Source organism: Paraburkholderia jirisanensis, from assembly GCF_054782355.1.
In genome coordinates this window covers 350,407-370,504 of record NZ_BAAGSQ010000033.1, presented here as the reverse complement: position 1 = coordinate 370,504, position 20,098 = coordinate 350,407, and the positions used below count along the sequence as shown (strand labels likewise).

General features: G+C 64.8%; 14 protein-coding genes. 10 read left to right on the top strand and 4 right to left on the bottom strand.

Annotated elements, in window-relative coordinates:
* Positions 1–309: 309 nt before the first annotated feature.
* From ACYVNQ_RS33645 to ACYVNQ_RS33635, 3 genes are all read left to right on the top strand, one after another.
* A complete protein-coding gene (locus tag ACYVNQ_RS33645) occupies positions 310–2,463 on the top strand; it encodes an NHL repeat-containing protein (protein ID WP_460911200.1) in 2,154 nt (717 codons plus the stop codon).
* A 202-nt stretch (positions 2,464–2,665) separates the two neighbouring features.
* Positions 2,666–4,135, top strand: a complete 1,470-nt coding sequence (locus ACYVNQ_RS33640) for an oligosaccharide flippase family protein (protein ID WP_460909259.1) — start codon at positions 2,666–2,668, stop codon at positions 4,133–4,135.
* Positions 4,132–6,615 (top strand): glycosyltransferase family 4 protein, encoded by a 2,484-nt coding sequence (locus ACYVNQ_RS33635; protein WP_460909257.1) that lies wholly within the window; start codon positions 4,132–4,134, stop codon positions 6,613–6,615. Before ACYVNQ_RS33640 ends, ACYVNQ_RS33635 begins: the two co-directional genes overlap by 4 nt.
* 121 nt (positions 6,616–6,736) lie before the next feature.
* On the opposite strand, the gene ACYVNQ_RS33630 is transcribed toward ACYVNQ_RS33635, so the two are convergent.
* Positions 6,737–7,960, bottom strand: coding sequence for an acyltransferase family protein (locus ACYVNQ_RS33630; protein ID WP_460909255.1), 1,224 nt, complete (start codon positions 7,958–7,960; stop codon positions 6,737–6,739).
* A 290-nt stretch (positions 7,961–8,250) separates the two neighbouring features.
* Here ACYVNQ_RS33630 and ACYVNQ_RS33625 point away from each other — a divergent pair, with 290 nt between their 5' ends.
* Positions 8,251–8,409, top strand: a complete 159-nt coding sequence (locus ACYVNQ_RS33625; RefSeq protein WP_460909253.1) for a hypothetical protein — start codon at positions 8,251–8,253, stop codon at positions 8,407–8,409.
* A 268-nt stretch (positions 8,410–8,677) separates the two neighbouring features.
* Positions 8,678–9,571 carry a UTP--glucose-1-phosphate uridylyltransferase GalU gene (gene galU / locus ACYVNQ_RS33620; protein WP_460909251.1) on the top strand — a complete coding sequence of 298 codons (894 nt, stop codon included), beginning with the start codon at positions 8,678–8,680 and terminating at the stop codon, positions 9,569–9,571.
* A 53-nt stretch (positions 9,572–9,624) separates the two neighbouring features.
* Here galU and ACYVNQ_RS33615 read toward each other — a convergent pair whose 3' ends face one another.
* Positions 9,625–10,341 (bottom strand): phosphoribosyltransferase, encoded by a 717-nt coding sequence (locus ACYVNQ_RS33615; RefSeq protein WP_460909250.1) that lies wholly within the window; start codon positions 10,339–10,341, stop codon positions 9,625–9,627.
* 200 nt (positions 10,342–10,541) lie between these two features.
* Between ACYVNQ_RS33615 and ACYVNQ_RS33610 the strand changes: the two genes are divergently transcribed.
* Complete coding sequence (locus tag ACYVNQ_RS33610) at positions 10,542–11,495, top strand: glycosyltransferase family 2 protein (RefSeq protein WP_460909248.1); 954 nt, start codon at positions 10,542–10,544, stop codon at positions 11,493–11,495.
* 321 nt (positions 11,496–11,816) lie between these two features.
* Positions 11,817–12,098: a DUF6723 family protein gene (locus ACYVNQ_RS33605; protein ID WP_460909246.1), complete on the top strand. Its 282-nt coding sequence runs from the start codon at positions 11,817–11,819 to the stop codon at positions 12,096–12,098.
* A 68-nt stretch (positions 12,099–12,166) separates the two neighbouring features.
* Here the strand turns inward: ACYVNQ_RS33605 and ACYVNQ_RS33600 are convergent, their stop codons facing one another.
* Positions 12,167–13,531: a cation:proton antiporter domain-containing protein gene (locus ACYVNQ_RS33600; RefSeq protein ID WP_460909244.1), complete on the bottom strand. Its 1,365-nt coding sequence runs from the start codon at positions 13,529–13,531 to the stop codon at positions 12,167–12,169.
* Between the two features lie 305 nt (positions 13,532–13,836).
* On the opposite strand from ACYVNQ_RS33600, the gene ACYVNQ_RS33595 reads away from it, so the two are divergent.
* Both ACYVNQ_RS33595 and ACYVNQ_RS33590 read left to right on the top strand, forming a co-directional pair.
* A complete protein-coding gene (locus ACYVNQ_RS33595) occupies positions 13,837–15,873 on the top strand; it encodes a hybrid sensor histidine kinase/response regulator (protein ID WP_460909242.1) in 2,037 nt (678 codons plus the stop codon).
* A gap of 180 nt (positions 15,874–16,053) precedes the next feature.
* Positions 16,054–16,512 (top strand): MEKHLA domain-containing protein, encoded by a 459-nt coding sequence (locus ACYVNQ_RS33590; RefSeq protein ID WP_460909240.1) that lies wholly within the window; start codon positions 16,054–16,056, stop codon positions 16,510–16,512.
* Between the two features lie 124 nt (positions 16,513–16,636).
* On the opposite strand, the gene ACYVNQ_RS33585 is transcribed toward ACYVNQ_RS33590, so the two are convergent.
* Positions 16,637–17,167, bottom strand: a complete 531-nt coding sequence (locus ACYVNQ_RS33585) for an Lrp/AsnC family transcriptional regulator (protein WP_460909238.1) — start codon at positions 17,165–17,167, stop codon at positions 16,637–16,639.
* A gap of 151 nt (positions 17,168–17,318) precedes the next feature.
* On the opposite strand from ACYVNQ_RS33585, the gene mdeB reads away from it, so the two are divergent.
* Positions 17,319–20,066 carry an alpha-ketoglutarate dehydrogenase gene (gene mdeB / locus ACYVNQ_RS33580; protein WP_460909236.1) on the top strand — a complete coding sequence of 916 codons (2,748 nt, stop codon included), beginning with the start codon at positions 17,319–17,321 and terminating at the stop codon, positions 20,064–20,066.
* Positions 20,067–20,098: the final 32 nt, after the last annotated feature.

The window sequence follows — 20,098 nt, the reverse complement described above, 5'->3', positions numbered from 1 at the left end:
GGCACCGTTCCGATTGCCGTGCCGCTCTACGTTGTCTGCCGCGCCCGCGTTGTCTTGTTGCAAGGCTTGCGATGAGGCTTTTTTGCCACACTCGACAAAAATCGCGTCGCGGAGGTCTGGAGCGGCCCTCGACCCGGCAGCCGCATCCGGCTGCACACCGCAGCGGCTAACCGAAATCGCGTGAAAGCGCGGCACCCGTTGCCGCATCGTCATTCAACGAGAATCGACCGGGCTTCACACGAAGCGCCGGCGGGAGAAGCGTCTTTGATCCGATCTCTGCTTGCCGGAGCGTGCTGTTCGCTCGCGTTGCTGTTTCCCGCCACGGGCGCGTTCGCGCAAGCGCCTGCGGCGCCGGGCAAGCCGCTCGACGTACAGACGTCGTGGATCGGCAATACCTTCGGCTTCGGCGACGGCACGTGGACGCAGATCAACATCACCGGCATCGCGGTTTCCGCGGACGGCAAGGTCTATACCGATGCGCCATGGGATGAGAGCGGCGCGGAGGCGAGCGTCTACCAGAACGGCAAGATGCTCGGCTTTGCCGGCGGCACGCATGGCTGGGGCGGCGGTGGCGGCAACGCGGTGGCGGTCAATCATCGCTATGTGTATGTGGCCGTCGCGGTGGGCACCGAGCGCGACCATCTGATCGGCCGTGGCGTATGGCCGGAAAAAGGCCGCCAGTGGTACGGCGTGTCGCGCCGCCAGATTGCGGACCTCAAGCAGAGCGTGCCGTTCCAGCCGGTGGCGAACGCCACCGATCCGCGCGCGCGGCTGGCGGCGAGCTTCCTGATGATCAACGAAGTGCCGGCCAGTACGCATGCGGACGTCAGCGGCCTCGCGGCAAGCGACGCGTTGCTGTATGTCGCGAACGCAACGCAAGACCGCGTCGAGATCTACGACGCCGAATCGATGCTGAAAAAAGGCCAGTTCAGCGCGCACCAGCCCGGCAAGCTCGCGCTGGCGCCGGACGGCTCGGTGTGGGTGCTGACCGATACGCTCGGCAAGCAGCCGAAAGCCGCGCATTACGCAGCGAGCGGCAAGCTGCTCGACGACCGGCTGCCGCTGGCCGACGACAGCGTGCCGACCGACGTCGCGGTGGACAAGGACGGCCGGGTGCTGATCGCCGACAACGGGCCGCGTCAGCAGGTGCTGTTTTTCAGCAAGCAGGGCGGCAAGTATGCGGCATCCGGTACGCTCGGCGAGCGCGGCGGCATATTCGCGGGCGTGGCCGGCAAGCCGGGCCCGCAGCGCTTTAACGGGCTGACTGGTGTGGGTGTCGATGCACGCGGCAACGTGTACGTCGCGACCAACGGCACCGGCCCGGTGTACGAGCCGATCGACTCGGGTCTCGGCGCCACGCTCGAAAGCTATTCGCCGGACGGCAAACGGCAATGGAAGGTCGAAGGGCTGCTGTTCGTCGACGGTGCGTGGATCGATCCGGCGCGGCCCGACAGCGTCTACACCGGTAACAAGCGCTTCGAACTCGATCTGTCGAAGCCGGCCGGCCAGCAGTGGACCTATGCGGGCTTCCTGTCGAACCGCTTCAAGTATCCGCAAGACCCGGTGTTCTCGGTCGACAAGTGGCCCGGCCTGCCGATCGCGCGTCAGATGAAGGGGCATACGTTCCTGTTCCTGACCGACATGTACGCGGATCACCTGAAGATCTACCGCTTCGACGCGCAGCACGACAGCGAGACGGCGATCCCATCGGGCTATATCGCAGGCCGCGGGCGCGGCGTCGCCAACATTCCGAACGCGCCGCAAGGCGGCGACTGGATCTGGCGCGACGCGAACGGCAACGGCAAGTTCGACGACGACGAATTCCAGCCGAATTCGAGCGGCCAGCCGCAGGTCGGCGGCTGGGGCTGGTGGGTCGATACGAACGGTGACATCTGGCATGCGGTGAATTCGAAGGGCGTGTTCCGTTTCCGCTTCGGTGGTCTCGATGCGCACGGTAACCCGAAGTACGCGTACGACGACATGACGGCGTATCCGGTGCCGCAGCCCTTCGACGACGTGGCGCGCGCGATCTACGACGCGAGCACCGATTCGATGTATCTGACGGGTTACACCGCGGATGCGCCGTACGACCGCGCGTTCTGGAAAGAAGCGGGCCGCGTGCTGGTGCGTTACGACAAGTGGTCGAGCGGCAAGCCGGTGGCGCGCTACACAGTGAAGCTGCCGTGGGACCCGAAGGCCAAGCCGGTGCTGACCACGATCGGGCTCACGGTGGAAGGCAAATACATCTTTGCGGTCGAGCCGGTCGGCGCGGTGCATGTGCTCGACAAGGACAGCGGCGCCGAAGTCGGCGTGATGCGGCCGGGCGCGGAAGTGGGTCGCGCGTCGGGCTGGGTCGACGTGCCGAACGGCGTGAGCGCGGCGCGGCGCAGTAACGGCGAATACCTGGTGTTCGTCGAGGAAGACGCGCGCGGCAAGGTGACGATGTACCGCTGGAAACCGTGATGCCGATGCGGCGTCTGCGCAGCCCATCGGCGGCATCGGCGACATTTTTTTCGCACCGCACAAATGCGTTGCGGCGAATTTTTACATGCTTTACTCGATCGGCTGTGCTGTGCCGCACAACGCGTGCGGCAGCGCAGGCGCAACCCGTACGCAGGCGAACACGCGCAGCCCATACGCGCAACGATAGGAGCGAAGGTAGAGGATGGACAAAGGCCTTCTGAAGAACGTCGGCATCAACCTGATCGGGCTGGTGCTGCCCACCTTCGTCTCGCTTGCGACCGTGCCGGCCTACATCAAGGCGCTCGGCGTCGAGCGTTTTGGTGTGGTGAGCCTCGTGTGGGTGCTGATCGGCTATTTCGGCATTCTCGATCTCGGCATGAGCATGGCCGCGCAGAACCACATCTCGAAGGCGCGTGCATCGCAGAATGCCGACGAGTGCACCCGTGTGTTCTGGAGCGCGACGTGGCTCAATCTCGGAACCGGCCTCATCGGCGGTCTGGTGATCTACTTCGGCGCGTTTCTGTACACCGCGTATTTCTCGCGCGTGTCGCCGGAACTGCAGCACGAGGTGTATAACGCGCTGCCGTGGCTGGCGGTGGCGATTCCGGTCGCCAACGTGTCGTGGGTGTTCGCCGGCGCGATCAACGGTGCCGAACGCTTCGGTGCGTACAACACGAACCAGACCATCGGCACGTTCCTGTTCCAGCTGCTGCCGCTGTTCGCCGCGTGGTGGATCGGCCCGACCCTGCCGAATGTGCTGGCCGCCGCGGTGGTGGCGCGCGTGCTGGCCGCTGCGCTGCTGGGGCGCTCGGCGCTCTCCGTGCTGGAGATTCGCCGCGTGCTGCCGCCGCAGCTCGGCGTCGCCAAGGGGTTGTTCAGCTTCGGCGGCTGGATGCTGATCGCGAGCGTGTCGAACATGGTCGCCGAGTCGCTCGACCGTGTGCTGCTCGGCGCGAACCTTGGCGCGCGTTTCGTCACGTATTACTCGGTGCCGCAGAACCTCGTCACGCGCCTGAACATCGTGCCGACCGCGCTGTCGCGCACGTTGTTTCCGCGGCTGTCCGCGACCGGCCGCCAGGATGCGGACGTGATCGTGCGGCAGTCGCTCGAATTCCTGAACGGCGTATTCACGCCGGTCGCGCTGGTCGCGATCATCGTGCTCGAGCCGTTCCTGCATCTGTGGGTGGGCAACGAAGTGGCCAGCGCGGGCGGCCCGGTAGGCCGGATCCTGATCATCTCGGTGTGGCTGGTGGGCCAGGCGAATCTGGCGCGCATCCTGATCCAGGCGCAAGTCCATCCGGGTACCGCCGCGCGTCTCGGGCTGTTCGAGCTGCCGTTCTTCGCGGGCCTGATGTGGTGCGGCGTGCATTACTACGGGCTGACCGGCGCGGCCGTAGTGGTGACCGCGCGCGGCCTGTTCGATTACCTCGCGCTGCTGCGCCTGTCGCGCATCCACCTGAAGCCGATTCTGCTCGACATGGCCGCGCACCTGGTGTTTCTGATCGGCGCGCTATGGCTGTCGAGTTTCATCACGACGCTGCCGATGACGGCTGCCGCGCTGGTTGCGGTGGTCGGCGCGAACCTCGCGTGGTCGCTGACGATGACGCCTGCGCTGCGCGATCTGGCGCGTTCCGTGTTGATCAGACTGAATTCGAGGAAGAGCGCATCATGAACCACGACATCGCTGAAGACACGCTGCTGGAACCCATCACGCGCGATCTGCCGGGCGCGACGCCCGCCGCGGCCGCGCCTGGGGTGCCTCGGGTGCCCGTTACGCAGGCGCCGCCGCGCCGTCCGCCGCGTGCCGCGGCAAGCGCGGTGCGGGTGGCGATCGTGCACGACTGGCTCGTCACCTACGCAGGCGCCGAGCGCGTGCTCGAGCAGATCATCGCGTGCTTTCCGGATGCTGACCTGTTCAGCCTCGTCGATTTTCTCGAGGACCGCAGCTTCATTCGCGGCAAGCCGGTCACGACGTCGTTTATCCAGAAGCTGCCGAAAGCGCGCAGCAAGTACCGCGCGTATCTGCCGCTAATGCCGCTCGCGATCGAGCAGCTCGATCTGTCCGCCTACGACGTGGTGATTTCGAGCAGCCACGCGGTGGCCAAAGGCGTGCTGACCGGCCCGGACCAGGTGCATATCAGCTATGTGCATTCGCCGATCCGCTATGCGTGGGACCTGCAGCACCAGTATCTGCACGAATCGAAACTGACGCGCGGCCCGAAATCGATGCTGGCGCGGCTGATTCTGCATTACATCCGCAACTGGGATGTGCGTACATCCAATTCGGTCGATTCGTTCGTGTCGAACTCGGCCTTTATCGCGCGGCGCATCAAGAAGGTTTATCAGCGCGATGCGCAAGTGATCTTCCCGCCGGTCGACGTCGAGGCGTTCGCGCTGCAGGAGCAGAAAGAAGATTTCTATCTGACCGCATCGCGGCTGGTGCCGTACAAGAAGATCGACCTGATCGTCGAAGCGTTCGCGCGCATGCCTGAGCGCAAGCTGGTGGTGATCGGCGATGGCCCGGATATGCACAAGGTGCGCGCGAAGGCGACTCCGAATGTCGAGGTGATGGGTTATCAGCCGTTCGCGGTGCTGCGCGACCGGATGCGGCGCGCGAAGGCCTTCGTGTTTGCCGCCGAAGAAGATTTCGGCATCTCGGTGGTCGAGGCGCAGGCGTGCGGCACGCCGGTGATTGCATTCGGCAAGGGCGGGGCGCTCGAGACCGTGCGCGACCTGTCCGACCCGTGCCCGACGGGCCTGTTTTTCACGGAGCAGACGGCGGAATCGATCATCGCCGCAGTGGAAAATTTCGCTGCGCAGCCAGAGCGCTTTGTCGCCGCCGATTGTCGCGCGAATGCCGAACGCTTTGGCGCCGCGCTGTTTCGCGAACGGTTCTTCGAACACGTGCGGGCCGCCGTGCCGGCCATGCAGGGCGCGACGCTGCCGGCGTACGAGCCGCCGCTGAAGGGCACGGCCGCCAATCCTAGCTCGTCGCTGCGGGTGCTCGCGCTCGATCAGAGCGGTGTGCTCGGCGGCGCCGAACTGTCGCTGCTCGAAGTCGTGAAGGCGCTGCGCGCGCGTATGGACGTCGTGCTGTTCGACGATGGCCCGTTCCGCGCCGCGCTGGCGCGCGCTGGTGTACCGGTCACGGTGCTCGACCCGGGCGCCACGCGCGAGATGCGCAAGCAGGGCAGCGCGCCGCCGCTGCGCAAGGCGATCGCGAGCGTCTGGTCGCTGGTGCGCGCGACCGCAGCCCGGGCGCGCAACAACGACGTGATCTATGCGAATACGCAGCGCGCGATGGTGATCGGCGTGCTGGCCGGCAAGCTGTCCGGCAAGCCGGTGGTCTGGCATCTGCGCGACATCGTCAGTGCCGAGCATTTCGGCAAGCGGCAACTGTCGATCATCAAATGGTGCGCACGTGCGGGTCTTGCGCACGTGATTGCGAATTCGGCGGCGTCGGCGCGCGCGTTTATCGAGCTGACCGGGTTCGACCGCAAGCGCGTCGAGGTGGTGTTCAACGGCATTGCGAGCGGGCCGTTCGATGCGCTGCGCGAAGTGCCGCAAAGCACGCTGCGCCTGCCGCTCGGCTTGCCGAAAGACGCCTTCCTGGTGGGCTCGTTTAGCCGCCTCGCGCGCTGGAAAGGGCAGCACGTGCTGCTCGAGGCGATGGTGCTCAATCCGCAGATGCATGCGGTGCTGGTGGGTGCAGCGTTGTTCGGCGAAGACGCGTACGAAGCGGAATTGCGCAAGTTCGTCGAGCAGCATGGGCTGGCTGAGCGCGTGCATTTTCTCGGCTTCCAGCATGACATCGCCGCGTGCATGTGCGCGGTCGACGTGGTGGCGCATACGTCGATCACGCCGGAGCCGTTCGGACGCGTGGTGGTCGAAGGGATGCTGGCGCGCCGGCCGGTAGTGGCCGCACGTGCGGGTGGCGTGACCGAGATCATCCACGACGGCGAGAACGGCATGCTGTGCGCACCGGGCGATGCACGGGCGCTGGCCGATACGCTCGCAGAGTTGCGCGCCAATCGCGTGCTGCGCGATCAACTGGTGATGCACGGGTATCACACGGCGATCAAGACGTTCGGCACGGTCGCGTATGTGGATGGGGTCGAGCGGATTTTGAAGAGCGTCGCGGCGGGGAAGTAAGCCGGCTCGCGAGCGATGTGCTGCTGAACAGGATGGACTGACTGGACTAACGGCGCGCGGGCATGAAGCCCGCGCGCCGTTTTGCTTGCAGCCGCGCGTTGTGCTTTTAGCGCTTTTCGGCTCAGACGCGCGCCGCCTGACGCGCGTCGCCACCGGCGCGTGTCTTCGGCTTCAGGCTTGCGGACCACTTCATCGCCGGCAGTTCGACCAGCCGGTAGAACACGTAAGCCACCGGAATCGCCACGCACATGTAGCCGAACGTCGGCCAGATCGACATCTGCAGCGACGAGCGGAACAGCACGGAAGACAGCAGCACGAAGATCGGCAGATGGATCAGATACAGCGAAAAGCTGAAGTCGCCGAACTGCGACAGCACGCGCATCGCAGGGCCGGGCGCGGCGCGCCGGCTATCGAGCGCCTTGTACAGGTAGCACGCAAAGCCGATCGCCCACATCTGGAACGCGCCGTACTGGCCGAAGTGGAACACCACACAGCCGAGCGCGGTGAACAGCGCCGCGAGCCCGTACCAGACCGGTGCCGAGCGCCGCGGGCCGGTGTCGTGCGCCTGTTGTTGAGACTGGCGCGCCTGCGCTTCGGCGATCCACACGCCGAGCGTCCACGAGAACCAGTACGACGGGAAGAACTGGATGTCGTGCCGCTCGAGCAGCAGCGCCGACACCACATTGATCGCCGCTACCGCAAGCAGGATCGGCGTCACGCCGAATCTGCGCCGCAGCGCAAACAGCAGCGGATAGACCGCATAAAACTGCACTTCGAGCGACAGCGTCCACAGCGCGCCGTTCGAGCCGTACGTATAGCCCGCGACGCCTTGCAGCGAGAACAGATTGACGAGAAACGGCACCAGCCCGATCTCGCGAATCTTGTGACTGACCGGCGCAAATTGCAGGCTCGCCGAATCCAGCGCGAGTGTCAGCAGCAGCGCCGCGAGCAGCACCGGGTAGATACGCGCGAAACGGCGCATCCAGAAGTTGCGCGCGTCGAGCCGATAGTTGCTGTTTTGCGCGAGGCGAAATGCAGCATTGCGGTGAATGCAATAACCGCTGATCACGAAGAAGATCGGCACCCCTGCGGAACCCCAGGCAATCGGGAAAGTCGCATAGGCAACCAGCGAACCCAGGCTGAACGACGTGCCGACTGTATGGTGAAAGCTCTGAATGCCGACCCATACAACCTGGCGGCAATGGAAATACGCGACCAGCAACGCGGCAAAGCCGCGCATCGCGTCGATCACATGTTCCTTGCCGGCACTGACAGCGTGCGCGCCGGCCGGCGCAGTGGAGAAGGACAGAGGCGGCGCGCTGGCGCCGAGGGCGGAGTCGCTCATGCGGTCCTCATGAATGCAATGCACCCGCGATGGAGTGACGGATAGCTGAAAGGGGCATGCCGCACGCATGCGGCAGCCGCGCAGGCATGCCCGCGCGTTTGTATCCTAATGCAGCACGATTGAAATAAAAGCGATAAAAAATGCGTTGGAAAGTCATTGTGATGACACCGGGCGCTCCCAACTGCCAGGAGCGAAACATTAAAAATCACGGGTTAATACTATTCGCGTTTTCCATTATTTTTTTCGTGCTAACTTGAAGTTTCAGGCAAATTCTTGACGAGGGGGTGGTCATGAGCGTGCATCTGCTAGCGGGTGTGGTGGTGCTACTGGTGCTGGTGGGCGTTTCGGCTTATCGCGAAGCGTTGCGTAACGAGCCGATCAGCCGTTTCCGGATCAATCCGGGCAAGCTGCCGCAAATGGAAGAAAGCGAAGAATCCGCTGTTTTGTAACAGGTCTATAAATTTCCGGTCGGGCCGGGGTGAGCGGCAAGAGTTACGTCAATCCCTCCGCTCCGCGCCGCATTACCGGTAAGTCATCCGGCATTTTCCCGTTTCATTTATTCATTCGGCAAATCCGTGAAATCGCGGCAAGGAATTTAGCGCATCCTTATCGAAAAAAATCGATTAATTTTGCGCTAGGCTCTTTCCCACGTACAGATTTGCCGCTGCGCTCGCGGCGGCGGTTGCCGACATTCAACAACCGAGTGGGAATGCATACATGCTGAAAGTCACCAAAGCCGTATTTCCCGTGGCGGGTCTAGGCACACGTTTCCTGCCCGCGACGAAGGCGAGCCCGAAGGAAATGCTGCCGATCGTCGACAAGCCGCTGATTCAATACGCGGTCGAAGAAGCGATCGAAGCAGGCATCACCGAAATGATCTTCGTCACGGGCCGCAGCAAGCGGGCGATCGAAGATCACTTCGACAAATCCTACGAGATCGAATCCGAACTGGAAGCACGCGGTAAAGACAAGTTGCTCGAACTGGTGCGCAGCATCAAGCCCGCCAATGTCGACTGTTTTTACGTGCGCCAGGCTGAAGCGCTCGGTCTCGGCCACGCGGTGCTGTGCGCCGAGAAGCTGGTCGGCGACAGCCCGTTCGCCGTGATTCTCGCGGACGACCTGCTGCACAGCGAAAAGCCGGTGATGAAGCAGCTCGTCAACGTGTTCAACCACTATCACAGCTCGGTGGTGGGCGTCGAAACCATCAAGCGCGAAGACAGCCGGTCGTACGGCGTGGTCGACGGCCGCGAGTGGGAAGAAGACGTGATCAAGCTGTCGGGCATCGTCGAGAAGCCGGCGCCGGACGTCGCGCCGTCGAACCTCGGCGTGGTTGGCCGTTACGTGTTGATGCCGACCATCTTCAAGCACATTCGCGCGCTGCGTCCGGGTGCGGGCGGCGAACTGCAGCTGACCGACGCGCTGCAGTCGTTGCTGACCGAAGAGCAGGTGCTGGCGTATCGCTACTTCGGCACGCGTTTCGATTGCGGCAGCAAGCTCGGCTACCTGAAGGCCACTGTCGAATTCGCGCTGCGCCATCCGGAAGTGCGCGCCGATTTCGAAGCGTATCTGCAGAGCTTTCTGCCGGAGTACCTCACGGCCGCGGCCGCGTGAGCGGCCGATGACCGTCTCGCTGCTGCGTGCTCATCTGGCCGCGAGCGGCCGGGTCAGTTATCGGGTGGTGCGCGGCCGTCATCGGAAAACGCGCGTGCGAGCAGCGCTCGCACGTCGGCGTCGCTCGTTTCGCTGAAATCTGCGTAGAACTGGCCCACCGCGGCGAAATGCGGCGGGCTCAGCACGCAGACGAACTGATCGACGTCGCCGCTGAATTTCGCGGCGGCGCCGGGTGGCGCGACCGGCAGCGCCGCTACGATTTTTGCCGGAGTGCGGGTGCGCAGCGCGCGCACGGCTGCTTTTAGCGACGCGCCGGTGGCGAGGCCGTCGTCGACCACGATGGCGATGCGGCCGGTCAGGTCGGCGGGTGCTGCGGCAGCCATCGCTGCGGCCGGCATTGCTGTTGAGGTCGCCGCCGATGCTACGCGGTACAGCTGTTGCCGGCGCGCAAGTTCGGTTCGTTCCCGCGCGAGCACGCTGTCGAAGTCGTGTTGCGACAGCGCAAGTTCGCGTACCAGCGCATCGTCCACATACAGGGCGCCGCCCGATGCGAGCGCGCCCATCGCCAGTTCCGGCTGCCATGGCACGCCGAGCTTGCGCACCACCAGTATGTCGAGTGTGGCCGCGAGTGCGCGAGCGACTTCGTAGGCAACCGGCACGCCGCCGCGCGGTAACGCAAGCACGACGACGTCATCGCGGTTCGCATAGGCGCTGAGGCGTTTCGCGAGCGCGCGGCCCGCGTCGGCGCGGTCGATGAATACGGGCTGCATGATGCGGCTACGGCTGCCTTGGGGCTTGAGGCGGGAATCTTCACAGTGTGCCACGCGCCGTGACGCGTGGCGCAGGCATTGCGCCGCGTATTTTCGACGATTTTTTAATCGACACAGCAGCGCGGATCTCTGCAATTCTGCTATCCGGAACATGGACTGCCGAGGGCGCGTGCCCGGGGCATATCGAAAGGGGCACCACGATGACGGCACAAACGAAGGTCTCGATTTGCCTGCCGACCTACCAGCGTCCGGAACTGATCGGGCAATGCCTCGATTCCTGTCTCGCGCAGACGCATGCGAACCTCGAGGTGCTGATCGGCGACGATTCGAAGGACGATCGCACGCGTGAGCTGATCGCCGCGAAATACGCCGCCGATCCGCGCGTGCGCTATGTGAAGAACGAGCCGTCGTTGGGCCAGGCGGGCAATGTCGCGAGTCTGTTCGCGCGCGCCAGCGGCGACAAGATCCTGCTGATTCACGATGACGATTTCCTCGTGGAAAACGGCGTCGAGCGGTTGCTGTCCGCATGGGATGCGCATCCGGAAATCGAAGCGGTGTTCGGCGACCAGTATGAAACCGACGCGCACGGCAAGGTCGACATGGCCGCGAGCGAGCACCTGAACAGCGTCTATTACCGCACGCGTGAAGCGGCCGGACTGCAGCGGTTGCCGGGGCAGACCGGGCTGATCCAGATGTTTCCGAACAACGGCTGGATGGCGAATGCGGCGCTGGTCAAACGCGTGAACTACAAGGAGCAGTACGGCGTGTGCTGCGACTACGTGTTCGGCAGCGAGTTGTGCCTGGCGGCCAAAGGCGTGTACTACCTGAAGGAGTACGTGTCGTACAGCCGCAAGACGGGCGTGTCGGTGACGAGTACCACGCGCGCGTCGCTGAACGCATCGACGGTGGTCGCCTATGACTTCGTCAACCGGCTCGATTTGCCGCGCTCGCTCGAAGCGGCGCGTCGCGTCGCGCTAAGACGCATGGTGCCGATCGTGGTGTCGGTGTACTCGCGCAACAATGCGCCGGGGCGCAGCCTGCGTATCGCGCTCGGGCATCTGTTTGCGTACAACTACGGGTTCAGCATGCGCTTTTACTATCATCTGATGATGATTTTCAGAGCGATGGTGACGCCGGCGCGAGCGGCGGGCTAATGGTCCGGCAGATAGCACCCGTCTTGTTGCGTGGACTTCTACAGCACCTCCGTCGCTACCCGTCCGGCCGGCTCGCGCATCGACCAGATAGTCGCCGGAAAATCGTTCGCTACGTGATGTAATCGCGCATCGTCGCTCATGATGTTTCAATGAAACGAGCGATGCGCGACGCTCGGACCGCGCCATATTGCAGCTACCGTGCTGCGCATTCCTGAAACCAGCTTCGTCGCCGCCCGCCACGGGCACAGCGCTTGCGCTTTCCTTGCCATGTCCTTTCTCCGGCCGCAGCGCCGGCTTTGCCATGCCAAGCGGAGCAGCAACATGACGAGGCCCCGAATGATCTTCCCGAAACCGCGTGATGCTGCGTCGTCGTGCGCACAATCGCGGCAGGACTACGAGATATATGCGACCTATCGCCGGACCACCGAAGGCGCCTTCATCGGTTTGCTGAAGGTGGTGCGCAAGACCGATGGGCGCCTGCTGTTTCCGTTCGCCGGTGCGCCTGATATCGGGCCCTTCGATACCGGTGAGGTTGCGCGTACCGCGGCGCAAACCTATGGCGAGCGCGTGGTCGAATCGGACCTTAGCAATCCTGAGACGTGAGCGGGTCCCCATTTCGTAGCGCAGCAAATAGCAGACACCGCTGATATTCAACCGGGCATCGCAGCCATTCACTTCTGCGCGCGCTGCGCAGGCACTCGCAAATAACGTTCAAGCAGCAGCGTAGCCGTGACGCCATGTAGAAACACCGAACCCACGATAGCGGCCATCACGACTGCCAGCGCCGCATCGAGCGCCGTGCGCTGTAACTGCTCGATCGCAAACAGCAGATAGTAGAACGCACCGACGCCGCGTATGCCCAGCCAGCCCGCCAGCAGCCGCTGCGGCCACGTCGCCTGCGAACCGGCCAGCGCGACCAGCGTGCAGGCCGGCCGCACGACGAACAGCAACGCAAGCGCGGGCCACAGCGCGTGCCACGTCAGAATCTCGCGCCAGTACGCCGACACCACAGTGCCGATAATCAGCATCAGCACAAGCTCGACCGTGTGTTCGATCTCGACGGCGAACGCCATCATCGATTCGGCGATGAACGCATGCGCGAGCTCCGGCGTATGCGCCGCTTCGGCGCGCTCGCCGTGTTCGATCCTGTCGAGCACTTCGGTAGGCGCCGCATGGCCGCCGGTTGCGCGCAATTCTTCGTGGCGCAGCGCGACCCCCGCGATGAACACCGCGACGAACGCATAGCCGTGCAGCAGCTGCGCCGCGCCGTAACAGGCAGACATCAGCCCGAGCGCGAGAAAGCCTTCGATGCCGACCGTGACCTCGGTGTGCATACGCAAGCGGGTCACCAGCGCGACGACACCGGCGCCAAACAGCCAGCCGATCGCGACCGCGCTGCCCAGGCCCCATGCAAGCGACGCGACAAAAGTCGCAGCCGCACCGCCCGGAACCTGCAAGCCGAATGGCAAACCGAACGGCAAGCCGCTGCGCAGATCGACCCCGCATAGCGCCAGCCCCAGCAGCATGAATGGCCACGCCGCGCCGTCGTTACAGCCGCCTTCGCCGGATAATGCGAAGCGTAGCGGCTCGTCGTCGCCGGCCTGCAGCGGACGCAATTCGTTGGCGAGCACCGGATCGGTCGGCGCCAGCGCAGCCGCGACGATCAGCGCGAGGCCGGCTGCGAGGCCCAGGCCGTAGTAGGCGAGGGCGGTCATCGCGGCGATCGTCAGCAGCATCGCGCCAAGGCCCAGGCGCAGTGGCAGCAGCCATAGCCGGTTGCGCAGCGGCACGCGCAGATGCATACCGATGGCGAACAGCGAGATCACGAGGCCGGCTTCGGTGACGAGCCGTAGCGCATGCACGCCCTTCAGCAGATCGGGTGTCACGAGGCCGGTGACGGTGGGCCCGAGCACGAAGCCGACCACCAGATAGACCATCGCGCCGGTCATCGGCAGATGCGCGATCAGCCGGCGCGCCAGCGCCATCGCAATCAGCAGACCACCGATGATCAGATACCACGTCGCTTCGGCCGTCATGCGCGCCCCGCGTGGCGGGATAAAAGAGAGCTTTCCATGGTGCCGGGCAAGCAATTGGCATGCCGCGTGGCTGCATGCGGCAAGTGTGTGCCGCGCCAGCACGCAGCATCCGCGGCGCACTCGCACCGCCGCACGCGCCCGCCCGCGCACGCAGTGCCCGCGCCGTACGCTGCATCCGCACGGCCACCATCCCGGTTGCACCTGCGGTTGCGTCGTTTCACCGAAACAGCGTTCGTATCCCGCCCTGCCGGAACCCGCGCCGCATGGTATGTTCGGGCACCCGACGCACTACCGTTTCCACACGCTTGAACACGACAACAGCGCCCGAAGCCGGGCGATACGCAGAACTCGCCGCACATCTGCGCGACAAGCGCTGGCGCATCACGCGCCGCTGGCTACGCGCAGTCCGCTCCGATCCATCGATCGAACAGGCCGACCGCCTGACCAACCGGCAACTGATCGATCTGCTTCCGCAACTGTACGGCGAGATCGACGCCGCGCTGTGCGCGGCACCCGATGCGGTGCCGAACGCCCAGATCGACTTCGACGCGCGCCAGTATGCGCGGCGCCGCTGGATGCACGGCTATCAGCTCGACGAACTGTACCGCGAGCTCGATCTGCTGCAGGTCAGCGTGCAGCAGGTGGTGCGCGAATACTTCGCCAACACGTGGCTGCCGCGCAGCGCGCAAGCGGGCGCGCATCAGATCATCGAGCGGTTTTTCAGCGCGACGATCCATGGCGCGATCCGTCAACTGCTCGATGAACAGAACCAGCGCATCGGCGCGTCGCTGCGCGAACGCGACCGCGCGCTCGCGGCGCGTCAGGAAAGCGACGAGCGGCTGCGTATCGCGGCCGGCGCCGCGGGCCTCGGCATCTTCGAGTGGAATGCGTTGACGCGCGACGGCGTGTGGGAAAACGCGCGCATGTACGAAATCACCGGCCAGCCGCTCGACGCCGGACCGCTCACCGACGAAGCGTTTATGCGCGACTTCATGCATCCGGACGACGGGCCGGCCTTTATCGAGCGCTATCGCGCCGACGAGCGCGCACACCGGCCGTTTCATTGCGTGTTCCGCGTGTTCCGGATTGGCGACCGCGCGTTGCGCGTGCTCGAAATGCACGGGCGCTTCCGCTTCGATGCGCACGGCGCGCCGCATTCGTTTGTCGGCACGCTGGCCGACATCACCACGCGCGCCAACGCGCAGGAAGCGCTGCAGGAAGCGGACCGCCGCAAGGACGTATTTCTCGCCACGCTTGCGCACGAACTGCGCAATCCGCTCGCGCCGATCCGCAACGCCGCGCATGTGTTGAAGCAAAGCAGCAGCAACCTGCCGCCGACGATCCGCTGGGTGCAGGCGGTGCTCGAGCGGCAAAGCCATCACCTGTCGAATCTGATCGACGATCTGCTCGACGTGTCGCGCATCACCACCGGCCGCATCAAGTTAAAGCGCGAGGTGCTCGACCTGCGCGATGCGATCGGGCGCGCGATGGAGATCAACGGGCCGGCCGCCGAGCAGCGCCGGCATCGCATCTTCCTGAATACGCAGGCCACGCCGATTCCGGTGGATGGCGACCGCACGCGTCTGACGCAGGTGTTGTCGAATCTGGTGGACAACGCGATCAAATATACCGACGACGGCGGCGAGATTCACGTCAGCGCGGCGGTGACGCAGGGCCGCGCGCGCGTCGCGGTGAAGGACAGCGGCATTGGCGTAGCCGCCGCGGATCTGCCGGCGCTGTTCGACCTGTTCGTGCAGGCGACACCGCCGCAGGGCCGCTCGCGCGACGGGCTCGGCATCGGCCTGTTCGTCGCGCGCAAGCTGATGGATATGCACGACGGCACGATCTCGGTGGCAAGCGATGGGGTCGGTCGGGGCTGCGAATTTTCGATTACGCTGCCGCTTGCAAGCACACCGTTCCCGGCGCTGGCGGGCGACGCGTCGCTGAACGCGCGCAAGACCACGGGCGGGCGGCGCCTGCGCATCATGATCGTCGACGACAATCGCGACGCCGCCGAATCGCTGGCGCTGGTGCTGGATATGCACGACACGCGTACGGCTGCTGACGGGCCGGCGGCGCTGGTGCTGGCCGACCAGTTCGATCCCGATGTGGTGTTGCTCGATATTGCGTTGCCGGGTATGAGCGGGCACCAGATTGCACGGCGCCTCGCGGCCCGGCCGCAACGCGTGTGCCCGGTGCTGATCGCGCTGACCGGTTTTAGCCAGCCGGAAGACTTCGCGCGCTCGCGCGAATCGGGCTTTGCGCATCATCTGGTCAAGCCGGTGAGCCCGGACGTGCTGATCGAACTGATGTGCACGATCGGCACGACGCGCGAGGTTTAGCGTGCGGGTGGCGGGTAGGTGGCAAGTTCCGCATGTTTGTCGTGGCCGGCAAACATGGTGCGAAGGCATTTCGCTCGCGTCGCTGCAACGCGCGCAAGGCTGGGCTAGTATTGCCGCAGGCATGCGGCGTCTGTCTGTACGCTGCGTGCTGCCCGAATCTTCACATCTGCCGTGTTGCTCATGACTTCTCTCGCTACCGATCCCGCTTTCGCCGCCTTGCTCACCGATACTTATGAGCGTCTCGTCGGCACGCCGCTGCTGCCGCCCGAGGTGCCCGCCGCCGACGCCGCACGTTGGCTTTACGAAGACGCACCATTTGTTGTGCTCTCACACAATACCGATGCGGACCCGCGTTTCGTCTACGCGAACCGTGCCGCGCAGCGTTGCTTCGAATACGACTGGGACGAATTCACGACACTGCAATCGCGGCTGTCGGCCGAGCAGCCCAACCGCGAAGAGCGTGCGCGGTTGCTCGACGACGTGCGGACCAAAGGCTTTTCGGCGGATTATCGCGGCCAGCGTATCGCGAAGTCGGGGCGCCGTTTCTGGATCGAGAAAGCGATCGTATGGAATCTGGTCGATCGCGACGGCGTGTATCGCGGGCAGGCAGCGACGTTTGCGCAGTGGACTGACGCTTGACATGCGCGTCAAGTTTGGCCGCGCAGAGCCGCGCGTGTTCGTCGTTTTCACTGTTTGCTGCGGTTTCAGCATTTGCTGAAAGCAGCGATTTCAGTGAAAATTTCGCCGCGCGCAGCCACCCACGTCACACGTCCTCTTCCTCATCCCGCGCATGCAGCGTCAGCCCCTTGGCCGGCAGCGGCAGCGCAGTCTTATAGCGCACCTGCTTCAACGCAAAGCTCGAACGGATGTTCGACACGCCCGGAATTTTCGTCAGATGGTCGACGATAAAGCGCTCCAGCGCGTGGATATCCGGCATCACGACGCGCAGCAGATAATCCGCGTCGCCTGTCATCAGATAGCACTCCATCACCTCGGGCCGCTCGTCGATGGCGGCCTCGAAGCGCCGCAGCCCGTCTTCGACCTGCTTTTCCAGACTCACCTGAATGAACACGTTGATCTGCAATCCCAGCACCTCGGGGTTCAGCAGCGTGACCTGCTGCTTGAATAGCCCCATCTTGTCGAGCGCGCGCACGCGGTTAAAGCACGGCGTGGGCGACAGATTCACCGCGCGCGCCAGTTCCGCATTGGTGATGCGCGCGTCCTGCTGCAGATGGTTGAGGATGCCGATGTCGATGCGGTCGAGCCGGAGAGACGGACGGGCAGCGGAGCTCATAGTGTAAATATTCCGGAAACAGGTCGATTTTAAGAATAATTACTCTACGCGCAACCGGATCGCCAGGCAAATGAGACGCACATTTTGCGGCGTCGCCACTACCATGTTCTGCATATTCAACGTTTCTCCGGAACCGGATGTGGAGCGCGCGATGACAGACTTGTCGAACGGTAACGAACAGATCAAACGGCTCGAAGCAGGCCGCGACGACCAGGACCCGCAGGAAACCGCCGAGTGGCTGACGGCGCTGGAAGGGGTGATTGAACACGTCGGCCGCGAGCGCGCGCAATTCCTGTTCGACCGGCTGGCCGAGCATGCGCTGGCGCTCGGCATGGAGTCGGCGCGCACCCGCGTGACGCCGTATGCGAACACCATCCCGCTCGCGCAGCAGGGCCGCTACCCGGGCAATGCCGAACTCGAAGAAAAGCTCGCCGCCGCGCTGCGCTGGAATGCGCTCGCGATGGTGGTGCGCGCGAACAAGGCCTACGGCGAACTCGGCGGACATATCGCGAGCTATGCGTCCGCCGCCGATCTGTTCGAAGTGGGCTTCAACCATTTCTTTCGCGCGTCGGCGCCGGGTGCCGAGCCGGGCGACGGCGGCGACCTCGTGTACTTCCAGCCGCACTCGTCGCCGGGCGTGTACGCGCGCGCATTTCTGGAGGGCTTTCTCAGCGAAGCGCATCTGCAGCACTATCGGCGTGAAATCACCGGTCCTGGTCTGTGTTCGTATCCGCACCCGTGGCTGATGCCCGACTTCTGGCAGTTCCCGACCGGCTCGATGGGCATCGGTCCGATCAACTCGATTTACCAGGCGCGCTTCATGCGCTATCTGCAAAACCGCGGCCTCGCAGCCACGGAAGGGCGTACCGTGTGGGGCTTTTTCGGCGACGGCGAGATGGACGAGCCCGAATCGATCGGCGCACTGTCGCTCGCTGCGCGCGAAGGGCTCGACAACCTGGTGTTCGTGATCAATTGCAACCTGCAGCGCCTCGACGGGCCGGTGCGCAGCAACGGCCGCATCGTCGACGAACTCGAAGCGCAGTTCAACGGTGCCGGCTGGAACGTGATCAAGGTGCTGTGGGGCTCGGACTGGGACGCGCTGTTCGAACGCGACCGCACCGGCGCATTGCTGCGCGCGTTCGCGCATACGGTCGACGGCCAGTTCCAGACCTTCTCCGCCAACGACGGCGCATACAACCGCCGACACTTCTTCGGTCAGAACCCGGAACTCGCCGCGCTGGTCGAGCAGATGAGCGACGACGAGATCGACCGCCTGCGCCGCGGCGGCCACGACGTGCGCAAGCTGCACGCGGCATACGCGAAGGCGCGTGCCCACCGTGGCCAGCCGACCGTGATCCTGGCCAAGACGATGAAGGGCTTCGGCATGGGCGTAGGGGGCCAAGGCCGGATGACGACGCACCAGCAGAAGAAGCTCGGCTTCGACGACCTGAAGGCGTTCCGCGACCGCTTCCGCCTGCCGCTTTCCGACGACGACGTCGAGCAGCTGAAGTTCTACAAACCCGCCGCGGATAGCCCGGAAATGCAGTATCTGCACGCGCAGCGCACCGCGTTGGGCGGTTATCTGCCGCGCCGGCGCGGCACCGCGTCGCGCGGCCTGACGGTGCCGCCGCTCGGCACCTGGGCGCAGTTCGCGCTCGACACCAACGAGCGCGAGATCTCGACCACGATGGCGCTGGTGCGGATGCTGACCGCGCTGCTGAAAGACCGCGAACTCGGCTCGCGCGTGGTGCCGATCGTCGCCGATGAAGCGCGTACCTTCGGCATGGCAAACATGTTCCGCCAGGTCGGCATCTACTCGCCGCTCGGGCAGTTGTACGAGCCGGAGGATCTCGGCTCGATGCTCTACTACCGCGAGGACACCAAAGGGCAGATTCTCGAAGAGGGCATTTCGGAGGCGGGCGCGGTGTCGTCGTGGATTGCGGCGGCCACTGCGTACAGCGTGCACGATCTGCCGATGCTGCCGTTCTACATCTACTACTCGATGTTCGGCTTCCAGCGCATCGGCGACCTGATCTGGGCCGCAGCCGATCAGCGCGCGCGCGGTTTTCTGATCGGCGCGACGGCCGGCAAGACCACGCTCGGTGGCGAAGGGCTGCAGCATCAGGACGGTTCGAGCCATCTGGCGGCATCGACGATACCGAACTGCCGCGCGTTCGATCCCGCATTCGCGTATGAAGTGGCGGCGATCGTCGATGCAGGCATGCGCGAGATGGTCGACGCGCAGCGCGACGTGTTCTATTACCTGACGGTGACCAACGAGAACTACGCGCAGCCGGCGATTGCGGCGGATACCTTCGCGGCGTTGCGCGAGCCGATCCTGAAGGGCATGTATCTGCTGCCGGCCTTCGCGGGCACACCGTCACGTGTGCAGTTGCTCGGCTCGGGCGCGATTCTCGGCGAAGCGCTGGCCGCACAGCGCATGCTGGCCGACGATTGGGGTATCGCCGCGGCCGTGTGGAGTGTGACGAGCTTCACCGAGTTGCAGCGCGACGGCATTGCGGCGGAACGGCGGGCGCGCCTTGCCGGCGCGGCGCTCGATGCGCACGGCGAGGCGGCGGCGTATGTGACGGCCGCGCTCGGTGCGGCGCCCGGGCCGGTGATCGCCGCGACCGACTACGTACGTGCAGTGCCGGAACTGATCCGCGCGTATGTGCCGGGGCGTTACGTGACGCTCGGCACCGACGGCTTCGGACGCAGCGATACGCGCAGCGCGCTGCGCGAATTCTTCGAGGTGGATCGCGCGTCGATCGCGATTGCGGCGCTGCAGGCGCTCGCCGACGATGGCGCAATCGATCGGGCGCTGGTGCGCGAAGCGCTGGCCCGCTATCGGCCGGAGCACGACGCGGATGAGGTCCAGCCTGCGCCGTGGCAGCGTTGAGGGCCTGGCGTGCTGGCGCGTGCGGTTGGTGC

Excerpts from the sequence above, each read along its gene's own strand:
- ACYVNQ_RS33640 (WP_460909259.1), top strand. The coding sequence starts at position 2,666 with ATGGACAAAGGCCTTCTGAAGAACGTCGGCATCAACCTGATCGGGCTG.
- ACYVNQ_RS33635 (WP_460909257.1), top strand. The coding sequence starts at position 4,132 with ATGAACCACGACATCGCTGAAGACACGCTGCTGGAACCCATCACGCGC.
- ACYVNQ_RS33630 (WP_460909255.1), bottom strand. The coding sequence starts at position 7,960 with ATGAGCGACTCCGCCCTCGGCGCCAGCGCGCCGCCTCTGTCCTTCTCC.
- ACYVNQ_RS33625 (WP_460909253.1), top strand. The coding sequence starts at position 8,251 with ATGAGCGTGCATCTGCTAGCGGGTGTGGTGGTGCTACTGGTGCTGGTG.
- galU (WP_460909251.1), top strand. The coding sequence starts at position 8,678 with ATGCTGAAAGTCACCAAAGCCGTATTTCCCGTGGCGGGTCTAGGCACA.
- ACYVNQ_RS33615 (WP_460909250.1), bottom strand. The coding sequence starts at position 10,341 with ATGCAGCCCGTATTCATCGACCGCGCCGACGCGGGCCGCGCGCTCGCG.
- ACYVNQ_RS33610 (WP_460909248.1), top strand. The coding sequence starts at position 10,542 with ATGACGGCACAAACGAAGGTCTCGATTTGCCTGCCGACCTACCAGCGT.
- ACYVNQ_RS33605 (WP_460909246.1), top strand. The coding sequence starts at position 11,817 with ATGACGAGGCCCCGAATGATCTTCCCGAAACCGCGTGATGCTGCGTCG.
- ACYVNQ_RS33600 (WP_460909244.1), bottom strand. The coding sequence starts at position 13,531 with ATGACGGCCGAAGCGACGTGGTATCTGATCATCGGTGGTCTGCTGATT.
- ACYVNQ_RS33590 (WP_460909240.1), top strand. The coding sequence starts at position 16,054 with ATGACTTCTCTCGCTACCGATCCCGCTTTCGCCGCCTTGCTCACCGAT.
- ACYVNQ_RS33585 (WP_460909238.1), bottom strand. The coding sequence starts at position 17,167 with ATGAGCTCCGCTGCCCGTCCGTCTCTCCGGCTCGACCGCATCGACATC.
- mdeB (WP_460909236.1), top strand. The coding sequence starts at position 17,319 with ATGACAGACTTGTCGAACGGTAACGAACAGATCAAACGGCTCGAAGCA.